The 18,748-nt window shown below is 70.1% G+C and carries 17 protein-coding genes; 3 read left to right on the plus strand and 14 right to left on the minus strand.

The window, feature by feature from the left end; translation table 11 throughout:
• Positions 1-245 precede the first annotated feature (245 nt).
• The 6 genes from CJ301_RS07560 to CJ301_RS07585 form a co-directional block, all read right to left on the minus strand.
• Complete coding sequence (locus CJ301_RS07560; protein ID WP_099275927.1) at positions 246-1,094, minus strand: ROK family protein; 849 nt, start codon at positions 1,092-1,094, stop codon at positions 246-248.
• The gene (locus CJ301_RS07565) at positions 1,091-1,765 is read right to left on the minus strand and encodes an N-acetylmannosamine-6-phosphate 2-epimerase (RefSeq protein WP_099275929.1); all 675 of its coding nucleotides are present in this window, start codon (positions 1,763-1,765) and stop codon (positions 1,091-1,093) included. The genes CJ301_RS07560 and CJ301_RS07565 overlap by 4 nt, the downstream gene beginning before the upstream one ends.
• A gap of 44 nt (positions 1,766-1,809) precedes the next feature.
• On the minus strand, positions 1,810-3,084 hold the full coding sequence (locus CJ301_RS07570) for a TRAP transporter large permease (protein ID WP_099275931.1): 1,275 nt from the start codon (positions 3,082-3,084) through the stop codon (positions 1,810-1,812).
• Positions 3,081-3,575 carry a TRAP transporter small permease gene (locus tag CJ301_RS07575; protein ID WP_099275933.1) on the minus strand — a complete coding sequence of 165 codons (495 nt, stop codon included), beginning with the start codon at positions 3,573-3,575 and terminating at the stop codon, positions 3,081-3,083. Before CJ301_RS07575 ends, CJ301_RS07570 begins: the two co-directional genes overlap by 4 nt.
• 107 nt (positions 3,576-3,682) lie before the next feature.
• Positions 3,683-4,642, minus strand: coding sequence for a sialic acid TRAP transporter substrate-binding protein SiaP (locus CJ301_RS07580; RefSeq protein WP_099275935.1), 960 nt, complete (start codon positions 4,640-4,642; stop codon positions 3,683-3,685).
• 42 nt (positions 4,643-4,684) lie between these two features.
• Positions 4,685-5,404, minus strand: coding sequence for a FadR/GntR family transcriptional regulator (locus CJ301_RS07585; RefSeq protein WP_099275937.1), 720 nt, complete (start codon positions 5,402-5,404; stop codon positions 4,685-4,687).
• 164 nt (positions 5,405-5,568) lie between these two features.
• Between CJ301_RS07585 and CJ301_RS07590 the strand changes: the two genes are divergently transcribed.
• Entirely contained in the window at positions 5,569-6,465 is an 897-nt protein-coding gene (locus CJ301_RS07590) for a dihydrodipicolinate synthase family protein (RefSeq protein WP_216823258.1), read from the plus strand.
• Positions 6,466-6,566: 101 nt separating this feature from the next.
• Here CJ301_RS07590 and CJ301_RS07595 read toward each other — a convergent pair whose 3' ends face one another.
• From CJ301_RS07595 to CJ301_RS07630, 8 genes are all read right to left on the minus strand, one after another.
• Positions 6,567-7,661 (minus strand): HPP family protein, encoded by a 1,095-nt coding sequence (locus CJ301_RS07595; protein ID WP_099275941.1) that lies wholly within the window; start codon positions 7,659-7,661, stop codon positions 6,567-6,569.
• Between the two features lie 342 nt (positions 7,662-8,003).
• The gene (gdhA, locus tag CJ301_RS07600; protein WP_099275943.1) at positions 8,004-9,353 is read right to left on the minus strand and encodes an NADP-specific glutamate dehydrogenase; all 1,350 of its coding nucleotides are present in this window, start codon (positions 9,351-9,353) and stop codon (positions 8,004-8,006) included.
• A gap of 266 nt (positions 9,354-9,619) precedes the next feature.
• Positions 9,620-10,678: an ROK family protein gene (locus CJ301_RS07605; RefSeq protein WP_099275945.1), complete on the minus strand. Its 1,059-nt coding sequence runs from the start codon at positions 10,676-10,678 to the stop codon at positions 9,620-9,622.
• Positions 10,675-11,718, minus strand: coding sequence for an ABC transporter ATP-binding protein (locus CJ301_RS07610; RefSeq protein ID WP_099275947.1), 1,044 nt, complete (start codon positions 11,716-11,718; stop codon positions 10,675-10,677). Before CJ301_RS07610 ends, CJ301_RS07605 begins: the two co-directional genes overlap by 4 nt.
• On the minus strand, positions 11,718-13,226 hold the full coding sequence (gene argH / locus CJ301_RS07615; RefSeq protein ID WP_367869641.1) for an argininosuccinate lyase: 1,509 nt from the start codon (positions 13,224-13,226) through the stop codon (positions 11,718-11,720). The genes CJ301_RS07610 and argH overlap by 1 nt, the downstream gene beginning before the upstream one ends.
• Before the next feature lie 2 nt (positions 13,227-13,228).
• On the minus strand, positions 13,229-14,092 hold the full coding sequence (locus CJ301_RS07620) for a carbohydrate ABC transporter permease (RefSeq protein ID WP_099275951.1): 864 nt from the start codon (positions 14,090-14,092) through the stop codon (positions 13,229-13,231).
• Positions 14,089-15,024 carry a carbohydrate ABC transporter permease gene (locus CJ301_RS07625; RefSeq protein WP_099275953.1) on the minus strand — a complete coding sequence of 312 codons (936 nt, stop codon included), beginning with the start codon at positions 15,022-15,024 and terminating at the stop codon, positions 14,089-14,091. The genes CJ301_RS07620 and CJ301_RS07625 overlap by 4 nt, the downstream gene beginning before the upstream one ends.
• A 55-nt stretch (positions 15,025-15,079) precedes the next feature.
• Positions 15,080-16,324, minus strand: a complete 1,245-nt coding sequence (locus tag CJ301_RS07630; protein WP_099275955.1) for an extracellular solute-binding protein — start codon at positions 16,322-16,324, stop codon at positions 15,080-15,082.
• A 229-nt stretch (positions 16,325-16,553) separates the two neighbouring features.
• Here CJ301_RS07630 and CJ301_RS07635 point away from each other — a divergent pair, with 229 nt between their 5' ends.
• On the plus strand, positions 16,554-17,792 hold the full coding sequence (locus CJ301_RS07635) for an ROK family transcriptional regulator (RefSeq protein ID WP_099275957.1): 1,239 nt from the start codon (positions 16,554-16,556) through the stop codon (positions 17,790-17,792).
• Positions 17,789-18,748 (plus strand): PIG-L family deacetylase (locus CJ301_RS07640; protein ID WP_162620455.1); only part of this gene is annotated, 960 nt, incomplete at its 3' end. The genes CJ301_RS07635 and CJ301_RS07640, both read left to right, overlap by 4 nt.

Here is an 18,748-nt window from a genome sequence, read left to right on the forward strand (position 1 = left end):
CCAGCCCGAGCGCCCCGCCGTCGAACAGCGCCTCGGGCAGCAGGATCGGGTCGGTTTCGTCAGCCAGGCGTCACCTCCTGCCCGTCCGGGTGAACCGTCTGGTAATACTGCCGCAGCTCCAGATCGGCGGCGGAGGGATCGGGCAGGATCAGGATCTTCATGGTACCCGACCTTCACGGTGCCGGCGGCCATCGGCGCGCCGGTCGGCCGGGACAGGGGGAAAGGACCGCGGGCTTGCGGGCGCCTCAGGCCCGGGCCAGCCCCGCGATCCCGATGATGCCGGCGGCGCCGCCCAGCTCGGCGGTTCGCAGCTCGGGGCGCAGCGCGGCCGGCAGCGGCGAGAGGGCCGCGCGGATCCGGTCGAGAAAGCCGGGGGCCAGGCCGACCCCGCCGCCGATCACGATGCGGGGCGGGTCGATCAGCATCTGCAGATCCGCGCAGAGCGCCGCGGCGCGGGCCGCGGCCGTCGACACGATCTCTTCGGCCCAGCCCTCCCCGGCCCGCGCCGCCGAGAAGACGCCGCGCGCGTCGGTGTCATGCCCGACCTCGCGCGCGGCGCGGGCGATCCAGCGGCCCGACATCCGGTCCTCCAGCGGTCCCTTCTCCGGGCTCAGCCCCCTCATCTGGCCCGCATGCCCGGCCAGACCGCCGCGCCCGGACAGAAGCCGCCCCCCCGTCACGATGCCGCCCCCGATGCCGGTGGAGATCGTCAGGTAGATCATGTCCTGCCCCGCCCCCGCGCCGTGCAGATGCTCTCCCCAGGCCGCCGCCTGCGCATCATTGGCCAGCGTCACCGGGCGGCGCAGCCGCGCCTCGGCCATGGCGGCGTAGGGGGTGTCGGCCGGGATCGCCAATGTGCCGGGATTGAGCGCGGACCACAGGCCGTCCGAGACGCGACCGGTCACCGCAATGCCGACGCGGTCATAGCGCCCCTCCCAGCGTGCCGCGAGCCCTGCCGCGGCCTCGAGCCAGGCCTCGGGGCCCGCGTCGCGGTCGGTCGGCAGGGTGGCCTGGTCGAGCACATGGCCCTCCTCGACGAGAGCGCAAAGCAGCTTGGTGCCGCCCTGATCGATGGCGAGGACCGGGCCGCTCATGGGTGCGTTCCCGCCCCGCCCACCGCCTCGGCGAACCAGCCGGTGACATGCTCGAGGCGGGTGATCGCGGAGCCCACGACGACGGCATGCGCCCCGGCGGCGATCGCCTGCGCCGCCTGTTCGGGGCGGTGATAGCGCCCCTCGGCGATGGCGGGCAGGCCGGTGGAGGCGAGCGCCGTCACAAGCTCAAGATCCGGCCCCTCGGGCGGCGTCCCGCCATCGGTATAGCCCGACATGGTGGAGCCGAGCAGCGCCGCCCCGGCAGCGGCGGCGGCGCGCCCGTCCTCGGGCGTGGCGCAATCGGCCATGGCGAGGCGCCCGGCGGCGCGCACCGCCTCGATCAGCGTGGCCACGGCTTCGGGCCGGTCACGCCGGGTCGCGTCGACGGCGATGATATCGGCCCCGGCATCCGCCAGATCCGCGACATCCTGCGCGAAGGGCGTGATCCGCACCGCGCTGTCGACGAGGTCGCGCTTCACGAGGCCGATGATCGGCGCATCGGTCAGGGCGCGCACCGCGCGCAGGTTGGCGATCCCCTCGATCCGCAACCCCGCCGCGCCGCCGTCGAGCGCCGCCTTCGCCATCGCGGCGACGATCTCGGGGCGGTCCATCGCCCCGCCGGTCACCGGCTGGCAGGAGACGACGAGACGGCCGCGTAGTTGTTCGATCATGTATGAGGCTCCGATCTTGCTTTGAACAAAGGGCGTCGCACGGCCTATCGCATCAGGCCGGGCAGGCCGGTGGCGAGGATGGGAAAGACGCAGACCAGCAGCAGCACCACCACCGGCGGGATCAGCCAGGGCAGGATCGCGCGGGCCAGCCTGTGAAACGGGATCTCGCCCACCTGCGCCACCACGAACAGCGCCATGCCCATCGGCGGGGTCAGGATCGAGATCATCAGGTTGAGGATCACGATGATCCCGAAATGCACCGGGTCGATCCCGAAGCCCATCGCGATCGGCACGAGGATCGGCACCACGATCAGCAGGATCACGAGGCTTTCGATGAAACAGCCCAGCAGGAAGATCATCAGGTTGACCGCGATCAGGAAGGAGATCGGCCCGCCCGCCAGGTCGAGGAACATCGAGGCGATCTGCTGGGGCGCCTGCTCGCGCGCCAGAACGAAGCCCAGAAGACCCACGCCTGCGACGATGGTGGCGATCGAGGCCGAGGTCAGCGTCGAGTCGTAGATCGCGTCCCATAGCCGGCGCAGCGTCAGCTCGCGGTAGAACAGAAGATCGATCGCGATGGCATAGAGCACCGTCACCGCCGCCGCCTCGGTGGGCGAGAACAGCCCCGAGAAGATGCCGCCGACGATCACCGCGGGCGTCAGCAGCGCCGGCAGGCTCTTGACGAAGAGAAGCCCGACGGCGCGCGCCTCGGGCCGGGGATCGCGCGGATAGTCGCGCTTCTTGGCGGTGGCATAGACCATCACCATCAGCGCCAGGGCGCACAGCACGCCCGGCACCACGCCCCCCAGAAACAGCGCCCCGATCGAGGTATTGGAGATGACGCCGTAGAGCACCATGGTGATCGAGGGCGGCACCAGCGGGCCGATCATCGAGGACGAGGCCGTCACCGCGCCCGCGAATTCCTCGTCATATCCCGCCTCGCGCATCGCCTCGATCTCCATCTTGCCCAGGCCCCCCGCATCGGCGAGCGCCGAGCCGGACATGCCGGAGAAGAACAGCGAGGCCAGCACGTTGACATGGCCCAGACCGCCGGTGATGTGCCCGACAAGGGCGCGGGCGAAGCCGAACAGGTGATGGGTGATGCCGGCGGAATTCAGGATCGCGGCGGCGAGGATGAAGAGCGGCACCGCGAGGATCGGAAAGCTGTTGAGCCCGTCGACCATGCGCTGCATCGCAAAGCTCAGCCCCATGCCGGTGTGATAGAAATAGCCCATGGAGACGATGATCATCGCCACGCCGATCGGCACGCCGATCAGCACCATGAAGAGCCAGACGAGGCCGACGGAGGCGAGGATCATGCCGCGTCCTCCGGGCCGGGGCCGGCCGGGGCCTGCATGTCGGGCCCCGCCCTGAGCCGCGCGAGGATGCGCCGCGCCACCCGGTGCAGAACGAGCACCACCGCGACGAGGCCCGCGGCATAGAGCACCGCGTCGGTGGCGGGCAGCGTCACCGCCTCGTTGTTCCAGGTGCGCTGCACCGTCTTCCACGAGATGAGGACGAGGTGGCACAGGATGCCGCCCCAGAGCAGGTCCACGGCGATGGCGAGCCAGTGCCGCGCCCGGGCGGGCAGCGCGTCGGCGAGAAAGCCCATGCGCAGCTGCGCGTCGTTGCGCTCGACCGCGGCGATGGCGATGAAGGCCATCCACACCCAGATCCAGCGCGCCGCCTCCTCGGTCCAGACCGGCCCCCGGAACATCGGCGTGCGGCCGAAGATCTGGATCATCAGCACGGCGAAGAGGAGGATGAAGAGCGCCGAGGCGAGGATGCCTTCGAAGCTGTATCTGCGCATGGGGCTCCGTTCCTTCGGCTTGGAGAAATGTGGCGGCGGCGCGCCTCGCCGCCGGATCACGAGCGGCGGGCGGAGGGGGAGGCCCCCGCCCGCCGCCCGTCAGCGGCTCATTCGCCGCGGACCTCGGCGATCGCGCCCTCGCCGAACTCGGCTTCGAGCTCGTCGTAATAGGGCTGCATCGCCTCGCGGAACGGCGCGAGATCGGGGCGGGTGATGGTCAGGCCGCGCTCCTCGAAGGTGGCGATGAGATCCTCCTCGGCCTTGACGGTCATCTCGTCCGAGACCTCGCCGCCCGCCTCGATCGCCTCGCGGACCCAACCCTGCTCCTCTTCGCTCAGGCTTTCCCAGGTGTCGTCCGACATCAGGATCGCGGCGCTGGCGACGAAGTGGTTGGTCATGGCGACGTGGTCCTGCACCTCGTAGAACTTCATCGCGTCGATGGTCGGCAGCGGGTTTTCCTGCGCGTCGACCTGGTTGGTCTGCAGCGCGAGATAGACCTCCTGGAAGGCCACGGGCGCCGGGGTGGCGCCGACATTCTCGGCATAGGCGATGAGGAACGGCACGTTGGGGGTGCGCATGCGCAGGCCCTTCATGTCGTCGATGCTCTCGATCGGCTTGTTCGCCGTGGTCTGGCGGGTGCCGTAATACCACAGGTCGAGCATCTCGACGCCCTGCTCGCCGAACTTCGCGTCCATCTCCTGGCCCCAGGGGCCGTCCACGATCTCTTCGAGATGCGCGAAATCATCGACGACATAGGGCGCGCCGACGAGCTTCAGCTCGGGGATGACATAGCTCATGTCCGGGTAGCCGGTGACGACCATGTCCAGCTCGCCCGCCTGAAGCTGCGCCACCATGGCCTTGAAGTCGCCCAGCGTGCCGGAGGGGAACAGGTTCACGGTCAGCTCGCCGCCCGACAGCTCCTCGAGCTTTTCGCCGAAGGCCTGCGCGCCCTTGAAGACGTTGGACACCTCGTTGTCCTGCATCCCGAAGGTCAGTTCGCGCGCCTGCGCGCCCCCGGCGATCAGGGCCAGCATCGCGGTCGCGGCGAGCATATTGGTATGGATCATGGTCGTTCTCCTCCTTGGTATGTCGTGGGCCGCCGGATGGCGTCAGTCGCCCTCCGGCGGCAGGTCCATCCCGGTGCTGCGCGGGGCCTTGAGCCGGGCGCGGTAGGATCGGGCGAGATGGCGGTCCATCACGTCGGTGGCGGTCACCACGTCGCCCGCGAGCACCGCCTCGTAGATCGCGCGGTGTTCCTCATAGGCGATGCGGTCGTAGCGGGCCGGATCGTCGGTCGGGGCGCGGCGCGCGAGCATGCCGCTCACGAACATGTCGTGCAGCGCGAGGATCACCGGGTTGTCGATCACCGTGACCAGCGCCCGGTGAAAGGCGATGTCGGTGGCGGCGAAATCGGGCGTGCCGATCGCCTCGAAATTGCGGTCGAGCGCCGAGCGGATGCGGGTGATGCGGATGTTGTCGGCATGCATCGCCGCCTGCCGCGCCGCGCCGCTTTCGATGAACTGGCGCATCTGTTCGAGATGCGCGCGGCTTTCGTCGTCGCCCAGCACGTCGCGCAGGTGGTCGCCCGCCGCCGTCAGGACCCCTTCGAGCGACGGCGTCGCCGCGCGCGGGCGGTGGCCGGTCTGGGCCTTGAGATAGCCGCGAAGCTGCATCTGCGCGAAGGCCTCGCGCACCGTCGGACGGGAGGCGCCGAAGCGCTCGCCCAGCTCGCGTTCGGTCGGAAGCGGGGCGTCGGGGGCGATCTGCCCGTCGCGGATCTCCGCGATCAGCGTCTCGGCGATGACGCCGGATGCGCGTTGCGTCGTCATGCCGGCCCCTCCCTCAGCACCGATCCTCGTCTCCTCGCAGTCTTGGTATTTTCAGGATGCAATATTGTCAAACCAAAATCTCCCATATAGGCAATACTGGATTACAGGCACCATCTCGGGTCCGATCCTCGGGCGGTGTCCATCACCAGAGGGGGAACGCCAAGGTGGCCAAGCGATTTTCGGGAATGTACGCGGCGCTGATGACCGGCATGGACGAGGCCGGGGAGTTCTCGCCCGACCGCCAGCGCAACATCGACGCCTATGTGCTGCGGCAGGGGCTGGCCGGTCTCTATGTCGGCGGCAGCAGCGGTGAATCGGGGCTCTTGGGCACCGATGAGCTGATGGCGCAGCAGGCCGTGGTGGCCGAAAGCGCCAGGGGCCACGACGCCCGGCTGATCGCCCATGTCGGCGTGCCGTCGCTGCGCGATTCCCTCGCGCTGGCGCGCCGGGCCGAGGCCCTGGGGTACCACGCGCTCTCGGCCCTGCCGCCGCATGCCTACCCCTTCTCCGACGAGGAGGTGCTCGCCTATTACCGCGAGCTGTCGGCCGCGACCGCGCTGCCGCTCATCGTCTACGAGGTGCCGATCCGCACCGGCCGCCCCTTCGGCCTCGACACGCTGGTCGAGCTTCTGGAGATGCCGGGCGTCGGCGGCATCAAGTTCACCTCGACCGACCTGTTCAAGTTCTCGATGCTGCGGCGGCGCTGCCCCGAGAGCCTGTTCTTCTTCGGCTTCGACGAGATCTACATCACCGGCGCCGCGCTCGGGGCCGATGGCGGGATCGGCACGACATACAACATCCTCGGCAGGCTCTACGCGGCACTCGACGCCGCGATGCGCGCGGGCGATCTGGCGCGCGCGCAGGAGCTTCAGGACCTGTCACAGCGCTTCGTCGAGGCGCTTCTGGAGATCGGCGTGCTGCCCGGCATGAAGGCCGCGTTCCGCGCGATCGGCGTCGAGTGCGGCCCGACCCGCGCGCCGCTCACCCCGAAGATCGCGGAGGCCGAGGCGCATATGAAGGCGCTGCTGGAGCAGGCCGAGTTCAAGCGCTGGCTCGCCTGAGACGGCTCTCGCCCGGCGGCTGAAGCGGCCCGGGCAAGGCGCCCCGGTGCCGCCGTCACGGATCGCCCCGCGCGGCCCATGCCAAAAGATCGCGCCGCGCTTCAGGCGGCGGCGCGGTCCCCTGCCCCGTGCAGCAGCAGCCGGATGATGTCGGAACGGGTCAGGATGCCGACCAGCCGCTCGTTATGCACCACCGGGATGACCTCGCTGCCCTGCGCCGCCAGCCGGTGCAGCAGCGCGCCGACCGGCATGTCCTGCGGCACCGCCCGCGCGGCGGGCCGCATCACCTGCGATACGTTGCGGCGCGGCGAACGGGGCCCGAAGACCAGCGGGCGCCCTTGGGCCGCCACGGCATCGAGCAGGTCGGCCTGCAGCACGATGCCGCGCAGCGTCATGTCCTCTTCGACGACGGGCAGGCTCTTGATCGCGTGGCGGCGAAACAGCCGCGCCGCCTCCGGCAGCGGCGTGTCGGGCCGCACGGTGATCAGCCCGGTGGTCATGATGTCGGCGCAGCTCGTGCCGTCGAACCGGTGCCGGGCCGCCTCCGCCTGCGCCGCCGCCAGCATCCGGCCGAGATCCACCACGCCGAGATTGGTCGATTGGTTGAACCGGTCGAGCAGCGCGCCGAGCTGCGCCTCAGTCAGGCCGAGCGGCGGCGCGGGGTCCTCCGTCGTTTCCGGCTGGCGGAAGGGATAGACCCGCCCCGTGGCGCGGTTGTAGAGCACGGCGGCGAGCACCAGCGCCGCCGTGGCCAGCCCCACCGGCATGAGCGCGAAGAGCGGCCCCGCCTCCAGCGCCGGCCCCGGTTCGAGCGCGGTCAGCAGCGCCACCGCGCCGCCGGGCGGGTGCAGCGCCCGCAAGAGCATCATCACGCTGATCGCCGCCCCGACGGCCAGGGCGGCCGACCAGGGCGCGGGAACGACCCGGACCGTCGCCAGCGCGACGAGTGCCGCCGCCATGTTGCCGACCACCGCCGACCATGGCTGGGCCAGCGGCGAGTTCGGAACGCAGAAGACCAGCACGGCCGTCGCCCCCAGGGGGGCGACGAGATAGAGCGAGGACAGGCCGAGCCGGGCCGCCACCGCCACCCCGAGGGCGCAAAGCCCGATCCCCAGAAGCGCGCCGAGGCCCGCGCGCAGGGCCTCGATCCCGTGAAACGCCGGAAGCGCCGGGTAGAGATGATGCCATGCCCGCATCCGAACCTCCTGACCGCCCGAAAACCGGGCAACTGCGAGGCCCTATGCCCCAGAAACGGGCGGTGATGAAACGCCCGCGGGGCAGGAAAAGGAGATCGTTCCTGCCGCAGGCCGGATGGAAGAACATCCATGCCGGGCGGGCTCTCGAAGCCGTCATGCGATCCGCATCGCGCTTGCGGGCCGGCCGGGACCGAAACCCCGTCGCATGAGATGCCGGCCTTGCCCGGCCGGTCGTTTCACCGCGGCAGGCGGCCGCGCGGCCGACCGCCACCGCGTCCGGTCGCAGGTGCCGAAGACCGGTCGCGGTCCCCTCCCTGCGGCCGAAGGCGAGCGCTGGGGCGGTTAGATGACCCCCAGCGACCGCATGGCATCCGCCACACGCACGAAGCCCGCGATATTGGCCCCCAGGACGTAATCGCCGGGCGCGCCGTATTCCTCGGCGGTCTGATCGCAGGCCTCGTGGATATTGTGCATGATCACCGCCAGCCGCTCCTCGGTCTTCTCGAAGGTCCAGCTGTCGCGGCTCGCGTTTTGCTGCATTTCAAGCGCGGAGGTGGCCACACCGCCTGCATTGGCCGCCTTGCCCGGCGCAAAGAGTACGTTGGCCTCCCGAAACAGCGCGACCGCGTCGGGCGTGCAGGGCATGTTGGCGCCCTCGGCCACGACGATCACGCCATTCGAGATCAATGCCCTGGCATCCTCGGCCGACAGCTCATTCTGGGTGGCGCAGGGCAAGGCGATCTCGCAAGGCACCTGCCAGATCGAGCCACCGGCGACATAGCGGCATTCGCTGCCGCGCTGCTCGGCATAATCCGACAGCCGGCCGCGCCGCACTTCCTTGATCTCCTTGATCAGGTCGAGATCGATTCCATTCTCGTCCACGACGTAGCCCGAGGAATCCGAGCAGGCGACGACCTTGCCGCCGAAGGCCTGGATCTTTTCCATGGCATAGATCGCGACATTGCCCGAACCGGACACGACGCAACGGCGTCCTTCGATATCCGTGCCCTGGCGGGCGAGCATGGAGCGCACGAAATAGGCGGTGCCGAACCCCGTCGCCTCGCGCCGCGCGCGCGAGCCGCCATAGGCCAGGCCCTTGCCGGTCAGCACGCCCGCCTCGAAACGATTGTTCAGGCGCTTGTACATTCCGAACATGTAGCCGACTTCGCGCGCCCCGACGCCGATATCACCGGCGGGAACATCGACCTTGTCGCCGATATGGCGGTGAAGCTCGATCATGAAGGATTGGCAGAACCGCATGATCTCGCGGTCGGAGCGCCCCTTGGGATCGAAATCCGACCCGCCCTTGCCGCCGCCGATGGGCAGTCCGGTCAGCGCATTCTTGAAGGTCTGCTCGAATCCGAGGAACTTGATGATCCCGACATTGACCGAAGGGTGGAAACGGATTCCGCCCTTGTAGGGCCCGAGCGCGGAATTGAACTGGACCCGAAAGCCGCGATTGATCTGGACCTGATTGGCGTCGTCGATCCACGGGATGCGGAAAATGATCTGGCGCTCCGGTTCGCAAATCCGCTCGATCAAGGCTTCTTCGAAGTATTCCGGGCGCCGATCGACGACCCGCCCCAGGCTTTCGAGCACTTCCCGCGCGGCCTGGTGAAATTCGGGCTCGCCCGCATTGCGGTGCAGGACGGTTTCGAGGATCGGCTGAAGCTTTTCGTGGATATGGAGCAAGTTCTCACCTTTCGCTTTCGTTTTGTGTCGGAATGGCCGAGGATTTCGGGAAAGGCAACGCCCGGTGGCGTTGCTGCCGCAGCCGCTCTCCCCATGGCATCGATGCCGCAGGACGGGCCTGCGACACGCCGCATCGAAGGGCGGTCATGCGGGCGGCTGCCGCAAGCGATGCGGGGCTGGCGAAGACCGCGCATCAGGGCCGCGCGCTTTGGTCGCATTCGGCCATATCCGCTGCCGGGGCAAGGGTTGGAGGCGCAAGGTGCGGCTTATGCGAGGCTTTCCGCCAAGGCGAGCCGGGCCGCGCGCGCCGCGCCGAGCACGCCCGCGCGGTTGCCGAGCGCGCTGACATGGCAGTCCGGCGGCTCCGGCATGCAGCGCGCCAGCGCCGCCGCCAGCCGCTCCTGCAGCTCGGGGCGCGAGCCGATGCTGCCGCCGAAGATCACCCGCGACGGGTCAATCACCGCGCAGACCGACAGCACCGCCTGCGCGAGCTTCGCGGCCAGCCCGTCGAGCACGGCGGCGAAGGCCGGATCGCCGGGCCGTTCGAACAGCTCGCGCAGATTGCCGGGCGCCGTGCCGCCCCCGGCGGCATAGGCCGCGCGCAGCGCGGCGCTGGAGATCACGCTTTCCAGCGCGCCGCTGGCATGGGTGGCCGGGTCGAACGGGTCGGCGCCGATCGGCAGCGCCGCGATCTCGCCCGCCGCACCATGCGCGCCGCGCAACAGCCGGCCATGCACCATCGCGCCCATGCCGATCCCGGTGCCGAGCGCGATGAACACCACGTTCTCGCGCCCCCGCCCGTGGCCGAGCCAGCTTTCGCCCAGCACCGCCATGTTGACGTCGTTCTCGACCGCCACCGGCAGGCCGAGCGCGCGACCGATCACGTCGCGCAGGTCGCGGCCCTCCAGGTCCGAGACGTTGGGGGCGCGGTGCAGCCGGCCGCTGCGCGGATCGACCGCGGCGGGCAGGCCGATGCCGGCGGCACGCAGCCGGTCCGGCGCGACCTGCGCGCGCTCCAGAAGCGCGGTCTTCTGGGCGCGGAGCTGTTCGACCACGGCCAGCCCGCCCTCGGGCGCGGTCGGCGCCTTCACCTCGGCCAGAACGCGGCCCGACAGGTCGCACAGCACGGATTGCGCCTTGGTGCCGCCGATGTCGCTGCCCATCAGCAACGCGGCGTCGTCGCGCAGCCCGCCCTCCGGGCCGGTCCAGTCGGTGAGGTCCTCCGGCGCCGGTCCCGCCTCACCCTCTGCCAGCGCCGCGCGCAGCCACCGGCGCGCCGGGGCCGACAATCCGGCGGCGTCGAGCCGCCCCGGCAGCGCCGTCATCGCCTGCGGCCGAGCGACCGCTCGGTCTTTCGGTCGAAGCGGTGGATCTCGCTGCGCGCGGCCTGCGCGCTGACCTGGCTGCCCACCTCGGGCACGGCGCGGGCCGGGGCGGTGGCGATCACCGGCTGGCCCGCAAGGTCGAAATGCACCAGCGTCTCGGGGCCGAGCGGCTCGACCGCGGTGACGGTGCCGGTCAGTTCCAGCGCATCCGCCGCCACCGCGCCCTCGCGCACCAGAAGATCCTGCGGCCTGATCCCGAACAGCAGCCCGCCGTCGCCATCGGCCACGGCGCGGCCGTCCGCCTCGCGCCCCGGCAGGATGTTCATCGACGGCGTGCCGATGAAGCGCGCGGTGAAGACATCGACCGGGTCGTCATAGATCTCCATCGGCGGGCCGGATTGCAGGATGTGCCCGTCGCGCATCACCACGATCCGGTCGGCCATGGTCATCGCCTCGACCTGGTCATGCGTGACATAGGCGATGGTGGTGCCGAGCCGGTGATGCAGCGCCTTGATCTCGATCCGCATCTGCGCGCGCAGCTGCGCATCGAGGTTCGACAGCGGCTCGTCGAACAGGAAGGCCGCCGGTTCGCGCACCATGGCGCGGCCGATGGCGACGCGCTGGCGCTGGCCGCCCGACAGCGCCGCCGGGCGCCGGTCGAGAAAGGGGGTGAGCCCGAGAATGCGGCCCGCCTCCTCGACGCGGCGGTTCTTCTCCTCCTTGCCGAGCTTCGTGGTGTAAAGGCCGAAGGCGATGTTCTGGCGCACCGTCATATGCGGGTAGATCGCGTAGTTCTGGAACACCATGGCGATGTTGCGCGCCTTGGGGTCGAGCTCGTTCACCACGTTGTCGCCGATGCGGATCTCGCCGCCGGACACCTCTTCGAGACCGGCGATCATGCGCAGCGTCGTGGACTTGCCGCAGCCCGAGGGGCCGACGAAGACCACGAATTCGCCGTCGCGCACCTCGAGGTCGATGCCGTGGATCACCCGGGCCTTGCCGTAGGACTTGACGAGCTTGTCGAGCGTGATGGTCGCCATCAGGACGCCTCCGAAATCTGGTTGAACCGGTCCTCGAGCTCGGCCGCGGCACCCGCCTCGCGGGCCGCGCGCGCCTCGGCCGCCCGGGTGAAGCCGTCGAGCGCCGCGCGGTAGGCGCCGAGCGCCTCCGTCATCGCCGCCTCGGCCGGGCCGCCGAAACGGTCGCGCACGGCGACGAAATGCTCGGGCCCCACCGCGGCGGCAAAGCCCGCCTCGTCGAGCCCCGGCGCCCGGCCTGTCGCGGCCTCGAAGGCGCGGCGGAAGGGCGCGTAGCCCGAGGGCAGGTCGGTGCCCTGGGCGACCACGGCGCGCGCGGTCGCGGCGGCGATCTCGTGGGCCTCGCGGAACGACAGCCCCTCGCCCCGCACCAGCGTGTCGGCAAGCTCGGTGATGGTGATGCAGGAGCGGCGGATGTTCTGCGCCACCCGCGCGCCGTCGATCCGGAGCGAGCCGACCAGGGCCGCCAGCAGGTCGAGCACCCGCGCGCCGCTGTCGAAGGCGCCATAGCCCGCGCCCTGGCTTTCGCCCTCGCTGTCGTTCATGTCGGTGAAGGGGGTGTTGTGCATGATGGTCAGCATCATCCGCGCCCGGCCGGTGGTCTGGCTGGCGAGGTGGCGCAGATGCTCGATCGGCACCGGGTTGCGCTTTTGCGGCATGATCGAGGAGACCTGCACGAAGGCGTTCGGGACATAGACCTGACCGACCTCGAAGGCCGACCAGAACTGCAGGTCCTGGATCAGCCGGCCCAGATGCAGGAAGGTCAGCTCGATCGCGGCATAGGCGCCGGTGGTGTAGTCCACCGCCGCGATGCAGCCATAGGCGTTGCGCTGCGGCGCCGCGAAGCCCAGAAGCGCCGCCACCCGGGCGCGGTCGATCGGAAAGCCCGAGGTGGTGATCGCCGCCGCGCCCATGGAGCACAGGTCGCAGGTCGCCCGCGCCGCCTCCAGGCGCTCGATGTCGCGGATCAGCACCTCGATCGCCGCGCCGAGGTAATGCCCGAAGGTGGTGGGCTGCGCCGGCTGGCCGTGGGTATAGGCCACCACCAGCGTCGCCCGTTCGCGCTCGGCGGTGTCGATCAGCGCCGACAGCAGCCGCCGCGCCCGCGCCAGCAGCTCGTCGAGCCGCGCCTTGAGCGACATCTTGAACAGCGTGTGGTCGATGTCGTTGCGCGAGCGCGCGGTGTGCAGCCGCCCGGCGAGATCCGGCCCGAGCCGGCGCTTCAGCTCGGCCTCGACGAGAAAGAAGTAATCCTCGACCTCGCCGGTGTAGCGCAGGCGCGCCGGGTCGATCTCGGCGGCGATGGCCTTGAGCGCGCGGCCGATCCTTGCCGCCTCGGCGGGCGCGAGGATGCCGGTCTCGGCCAGCATCACGAGATGCGCCCGGTCGATCCGCCGGAAGCCCTCGGCATGGTGCAGGCGCGCCCCGTCGAACAGCGGCGCCAGCACGGTGTCGCGGTAGACCGAGTCGGGAAAGCGGGTGTCGTCGCCGTCGCGCGGATGGATCGTCATGGTCATCCCTTCAGGCCCGCCAGCATCACGCCGCGGACGATGTAGCGTTGCAGCAGCAGGAACACGATCAGCGTCGGGATCGTGGCCAGCGCCGCCCCCGTCATGATCATCTCCCAGCGGATCGCCTGCTCGACCGCGAAGCTCGTCAGGCCGATCGGCAGGGTGTAGAGCTCGCTGCTGGTGGTCACGATCAGCGGCCAGAAGAAGGCGGTCCAGTTGCCGAGGAAGGTGAAGATCGCCAGCGCCGAGAGCGCCGGTGTCACCAGCGGCATCGCCACCCGCCACCAGATCGCGAACTCGTTGAGCCCGTCGATCCGCGCCGCCTCGAGGAAATCATCGGGCACCGTCTCGAAGAACTGCTTCATCAGGAAGGTGCCGAAGGCGGTCATCATGCCCGGAAACATGATGCCCCAATAGGTGTCGAGCCATCCGAAATTGGCCGACATCAGGTACCACGGGATCACCAGCATCTCGGTCGGGATCATCAGCGTCGACAGGATCGCGAGAAACACGAACTGCCGGCCGCGGAAGCGGAACTTGGCCAGCGTGTAGCCGACGAGGCTGTCGAAGAAGACGTTCGACAGCGTCACCGCGATGGCCACCAGCGAGGAGTTCAGAAACCAGCGCAGGAAGCGGCCATCGCCCAGCACCTCGAAATAGTTCGCCAGCGTCGGGTCCTCGGGAATGAGCCGCAGATCGTAGATCTGCCCGGCATCCTTGAGCGAGGTCGAGAACATGAACAGCAGCGGCGTGACCATCAGCACCCCGCCGATGAACAGCACGGTCCAGGTGACGATGCGCCCGGGGCGCAGCCGCGCCATGGGCAGCGGCCGGGCCTCGCGGGCGGTGGCGGTGGCGGCGGTCATGCGCGGTCCCTCATGATCCAGAGTTGCAGCAGCGAGACGATCAGCAGGATGGTGAAGAGCACCACGGTCTGCGCCGCCGCGTAGCCCATGTCATAGGAGGAGAAGGCGGTCTGGTAGATCAGCAGCACCAGCGGCTTGGTCGAGCCCAGCGGGCCGCCCGGATCATTGGTGGTCATGTTGTAGACCTGGTCGAAGATCCGCAGGAAGCCGATCGAGGCGAAGACCACGAGGAACACCGTGGTCGGCTTCAGCAGCGGCAGGGTGATCTTGCGCAAAATGCCCCATTCGCCGACGCCGTCGATCCGCGCGGCCTCGTAATAGGTCTGCGGGATGGCGCGCAGACCGGCCATGAAGATGATGATCTGGAAGCCGAGCCCGGCCCAGATCGCCGTCGCCATGATCGAGGGCAGCGCCCAGGTGGTCGATTTCAGGAAGTCGATCTGCGTCAGCCCGATCTGCCCGAGAAACGAGTTGATCGCGCCGGTGGGCGCCGGTTGGTAGAACCAGCGCCAGACCCAGGCCATAGCCGAGGCGGTGGTGATGAAGGGCAGGAAGTAGAGCGCCCGGATGAAGGTATGCGCAAAGCGCACCCGGTCGAGGAAGAAGGCGATGGTGAAGGCCAGCACCAGGCTGATCGGCGTGCCGATGATCAGATAGGCGAAGGTGTTGCGGAACACCTGCCAGAAATGCGGGTCGCCGAACATCCGCGCGTAGTTCTCGACGCCGATGAATTCGGGCGTCGACATCAGGTCCCAGTCGGTGAAGGACAGCCGGAACGCGTCGAGCGTCGGGTAGAAGCGGATCACGCTGTAGAACAGGATCGGCAGCGCCAGGAATCCCCAGACCCAAAGCGCCCGCCGCGTCCGCATGCTGAGCCGCGCCCCGCCGCTGCGGGCGGCCGGTCGCACCGGCTCGGCCTCCTCGATCGTCATGCCCTGTCTCCCCTTCGCAAGGGCCCGGCCGCGCGCGGCCGGGCCGTGGCGCGCCTCAGCGCGCGTCGTCGATGATCTTCTGCTCGGCCGCGGCCGCCTCGGCCACCGAGTCCGCCGGCGACTGGTCCTGCAGCAGCACCCGGTTGGTCATGTCGATGGTGACCTGGCGCTGCGCCGCCTCGTCGACGAAGCGCGTGGTGTGGGCGTAGTCCAGCGCCTTGAGGAACGGGCCGTAGATCGGATCGGCGAGGTTCTCGTCGGTCAGCGCCACGTCGCGCCGGGCCGGCAGTTCGCCGACCACCTCGAGCCAGAGCTTCATCGCCTCGGGCGAGGAGAGGTAGTCGAGGAAGGTGGCCGCGGCCTCCAGCTCCTCGCCCTCGGCGCCGCTGCCGATCGCGTTGGCGAAGTAGCTGGCATAGTTCGAGCGCAGCCCCTCGGCATTGGCGGGCAGCTCGGCCACGCCCCATTCGAAATCCTCGATGCTCGAGAAGGAGCCGAGCCGGAAGGTGCCGTCGATGGTCATCGCGGCGCGCCCGGCGCGGAACGCGGCCTGGCCCTCATCCATGAAGCCCGCGGTGCCGACCTTCTCCTCCTTTTGCAGCGCGGTGTAGAACTCCAGCGCCGCGGCGCCGGCCTCGCTGTCATAGGCGACCTCGCTGTAATCGTCGCTGTAGGGCTGGCCGCCGAACTGGCGGATCAGCACCTCGCGCCACCACTGGTGGTCCTGCCCGGCCATGTCGACGGTCATGCCGACGGTGGTGAAATTGCCGCCATTGTCGGTCTGGGTCAGCGCCTTGGCGGTCTCGACCAGCTCGTCCAGCGTCTCGGGCGGGCCGTCGATCCCGGCCTCCTCGAACAGCTTCTTGTTCCAGAACAGCGCCAGCGAGCGCACCGCGGTCGGCAGGCCGTAATATTCGCCGTCGCGCTTCATCGCCTCGACGATCGGGAAGAACTCCGCCTCGATCTCCTCATGCGGGAACACGTCCTGCGGCAGCGGCTGGATCAGCCCGCCGGCGACGAACTTGTCGGTCCAGCCATAGAACAGCTGCAGCACGTCGGGGCCCTTCCTGGCCATGTTCGCCGCGACGATCCGCGTCTGGTAGTCGGCATAGGGGAAGGTGACCTGCTTGACGGTGATGTCGGGATGCTCGGCCTCGAACTTCTCGATCAGCTGGTCCATCGCGGTGACGCGGGTGTCGTAGATGTACTGCCAGTACTCGATCTCCACCGCGCCGGCGCTCTGGGCGCCGAAGATGCAGGCGGCGGCCGTGACCCCGGCCATCAGGTTGCGGTTACGCATAGGTCTCTCCCGTTGCACGCCCCAGCCGCGCCGGTGGCGTCTGTGCGGCGCGACCCCATGGCCCCGCCCTGTCGGCGCACCCCCTCCCCGAGGGCGCGGGTCCCGCGTCGTCTGCCGCGCGGTTGGGGCAAGGTCGCCGCCGCGACCCCGGACTGTCAATACAATAATTAACTTGAGTTATTATTTTACTCCCCGCACTCTGACGGCAAAGAGCAGGGAGGACGAGGCGATGAGCGCCGAGAAGGGGACCGATCCGGCCCGGCTGCGCGCCGCGCGCGGCAAGAATCCGGGCCGCAGCCGGGCGCATAACCGCAGGGTCGTGCTCGACCTGATGCGCGGCCATGGCCAGCTCGGCCGCCGCCAGCTTGCCGAGATGACCCAGCTGACGCCGCAGGCGGTGACCAACATCCTCGACGAGCTGATCGCCGCCGGGCTGATCGAGGCGCGCGGCCGGCTGAAATCCGGGCGCGGCCAGCCGCCGCTGCAATTCGCGATCAACCCGGACGGCGCGATCACCATCGGCATCGAGATCGCCGTGACGCGCATGGCGGCGACGGTGCTCGATCTGGGCGGTCATCCCCGCCACGAGGAGATCGTGCCGCTGGCCGACAGCGCCCCCGAGGCGCTGCTGCCGCTGATCGCCGAGACGGTCGCCCGGCTTGCCGCCGGTTACGACGCCACGCTGATGGGGGTCGGCGTGGTGATGCCCGGCCCGTTCGAGATCGAGGGCTTTTCCGGCGTCGGCCCGACCACCCTGCCCGGCTGGGCCGGGATCGACATGGCGGCCGAGCTGGGCCGGCGGATCGGCGTTCCGGTCAGCGTCGAGAACGACGCCAACGCCGCCGCGATCGGCGAGACGCTGTTCGGCTCGGGCCAGGCGCTGTCGAGCTTCGCCGTGGTCTATTTCGGCGCCGGCCTCGGGCTCGGGCTGATCGCCGACGACCGGCCGGTGCGCGGCGCCTTCGGCAATGCCGGCGAGGTCGGCCACATCGTCGTGGCGCCGGGCGGCCGCGCCTGCCCCTGCGGCCAGAGCGGCTGCCTCGAACGCTATGCCTCGCTGCACGCGCTGCGCGAGGCGCTCGACGCCGCCGGCCTGCCCGGCGACCATGCCGCGCTCGACCGGATGATGGCCGAAGCGGAGCCGGTGCTGATGACCTGGATCGCCGAGGCCGCCGCGCATCTGTCGCCCATGGTGGCGATCCTCGAAAACGTGCTCGACCCCGAGGCCATCATCCTCGGCGGCGCCCTGCCGGCGCCGATCCTCGACGCCATCATCGCCCGGATCGGCTTTGCGCCCTCTGTCGCCGCGCGATCCGACCGCGCCGTGCCGCGGGTGATCCGCGGCCGCGCCGGGCCGATGGCCGCGGCGCTCGGCGCCGCCGCCCTGCCCTTCCACGCCGCGATCACGCCGCGGCTGGAGCTGTCGCAGGACCCGGAAGATCCATTCGTCACCGGAGAGACCGCATGACCGTTTCGCGCCAACTCGCCCGTCAGGAGGCCGCCCCGGCGCTCCTGCGCCTGCACCGCAGCCTGTCGCGGCTCGACTCGGTGCTGCATGTGATGAACACCGGCGCCCACCCGGATGACGAGCAGTCCGGCCTGCTCGCCTGGCTGCGCTTCGGCCGCGGCCTGCGCGTCACCGTCGCCTGCTCGACCCGCGGCGAGGGCGGCCAGAACATCCTCGACGGCGCGCGCGGCGCCGCGCTCGGCCTCCTGCGCAGCCGCGAGATGGAAGAGGCGGCCCGGGTGCTGGACGCCGATGTCGCCTGGCTCGGCCACGGCCCGGACGACCCGGTGCATGATTTCGGCTTTTCCAAGGATGGCGACGACACCTTCGCCCGATGGGGCGAGGACCGCATCGTCGAGCGGCTGGTGCGCGCCTATCGCGCCGCCCGCCCCGACATCGTCATTCCCACCTTCCTCGACGTGCCCGGCCAGCACGGCCACCACCGCGCGATGACCCGCGCCGCGCAGACCGCCCTCGCCCTCGCCGCAGACCCCGGCGCCTTCCCCGAGCAAGGCCTCGCGCCGTGGCGGGTTGCCAAGTTCTACCTTCCCGCCTGGTCCGGCGGCGGCGGCACCTATGATGACGAGCTGCCCCCGCCCGAAACCACGCTGACCGAGACCGTCGCCGGGCGCGACCCCGCCACCGGAGCCGACTATGCCCGGATCGGCGAATGGTCCCGCGCCCGCCATGCCTCGCAGGGGATGGGCCGCTGGCACGAGGTCCCGGCCCGGTCGTGGAACCTGCACCTTGTCGACGGCTCGCAGGAATCCGCGATCACCGAGGGCCTGCCCGCCACGCTCGAAGAGCTGGCCGCGCTGGCCGGCCCCGCCGCCGGGGCGCTGACGGAGGCCGCCCGCGCGGTTTCGGCCGCGCGCCGCGCCTTCCCCGACCGGGCGCTGCTGCCCGGGGCGCTGGCC

This window comes from Limimaricola cinnabarinus, from assembly GCF_002723615.1.
Taxonomy (GTDB): Bacteria; Pseudomonadota; Alphaproteobacteria; order Rhodobacterales; family Rhodobacteraceae; genus Limimaricola; species Limimaricola cinnabarinus_B.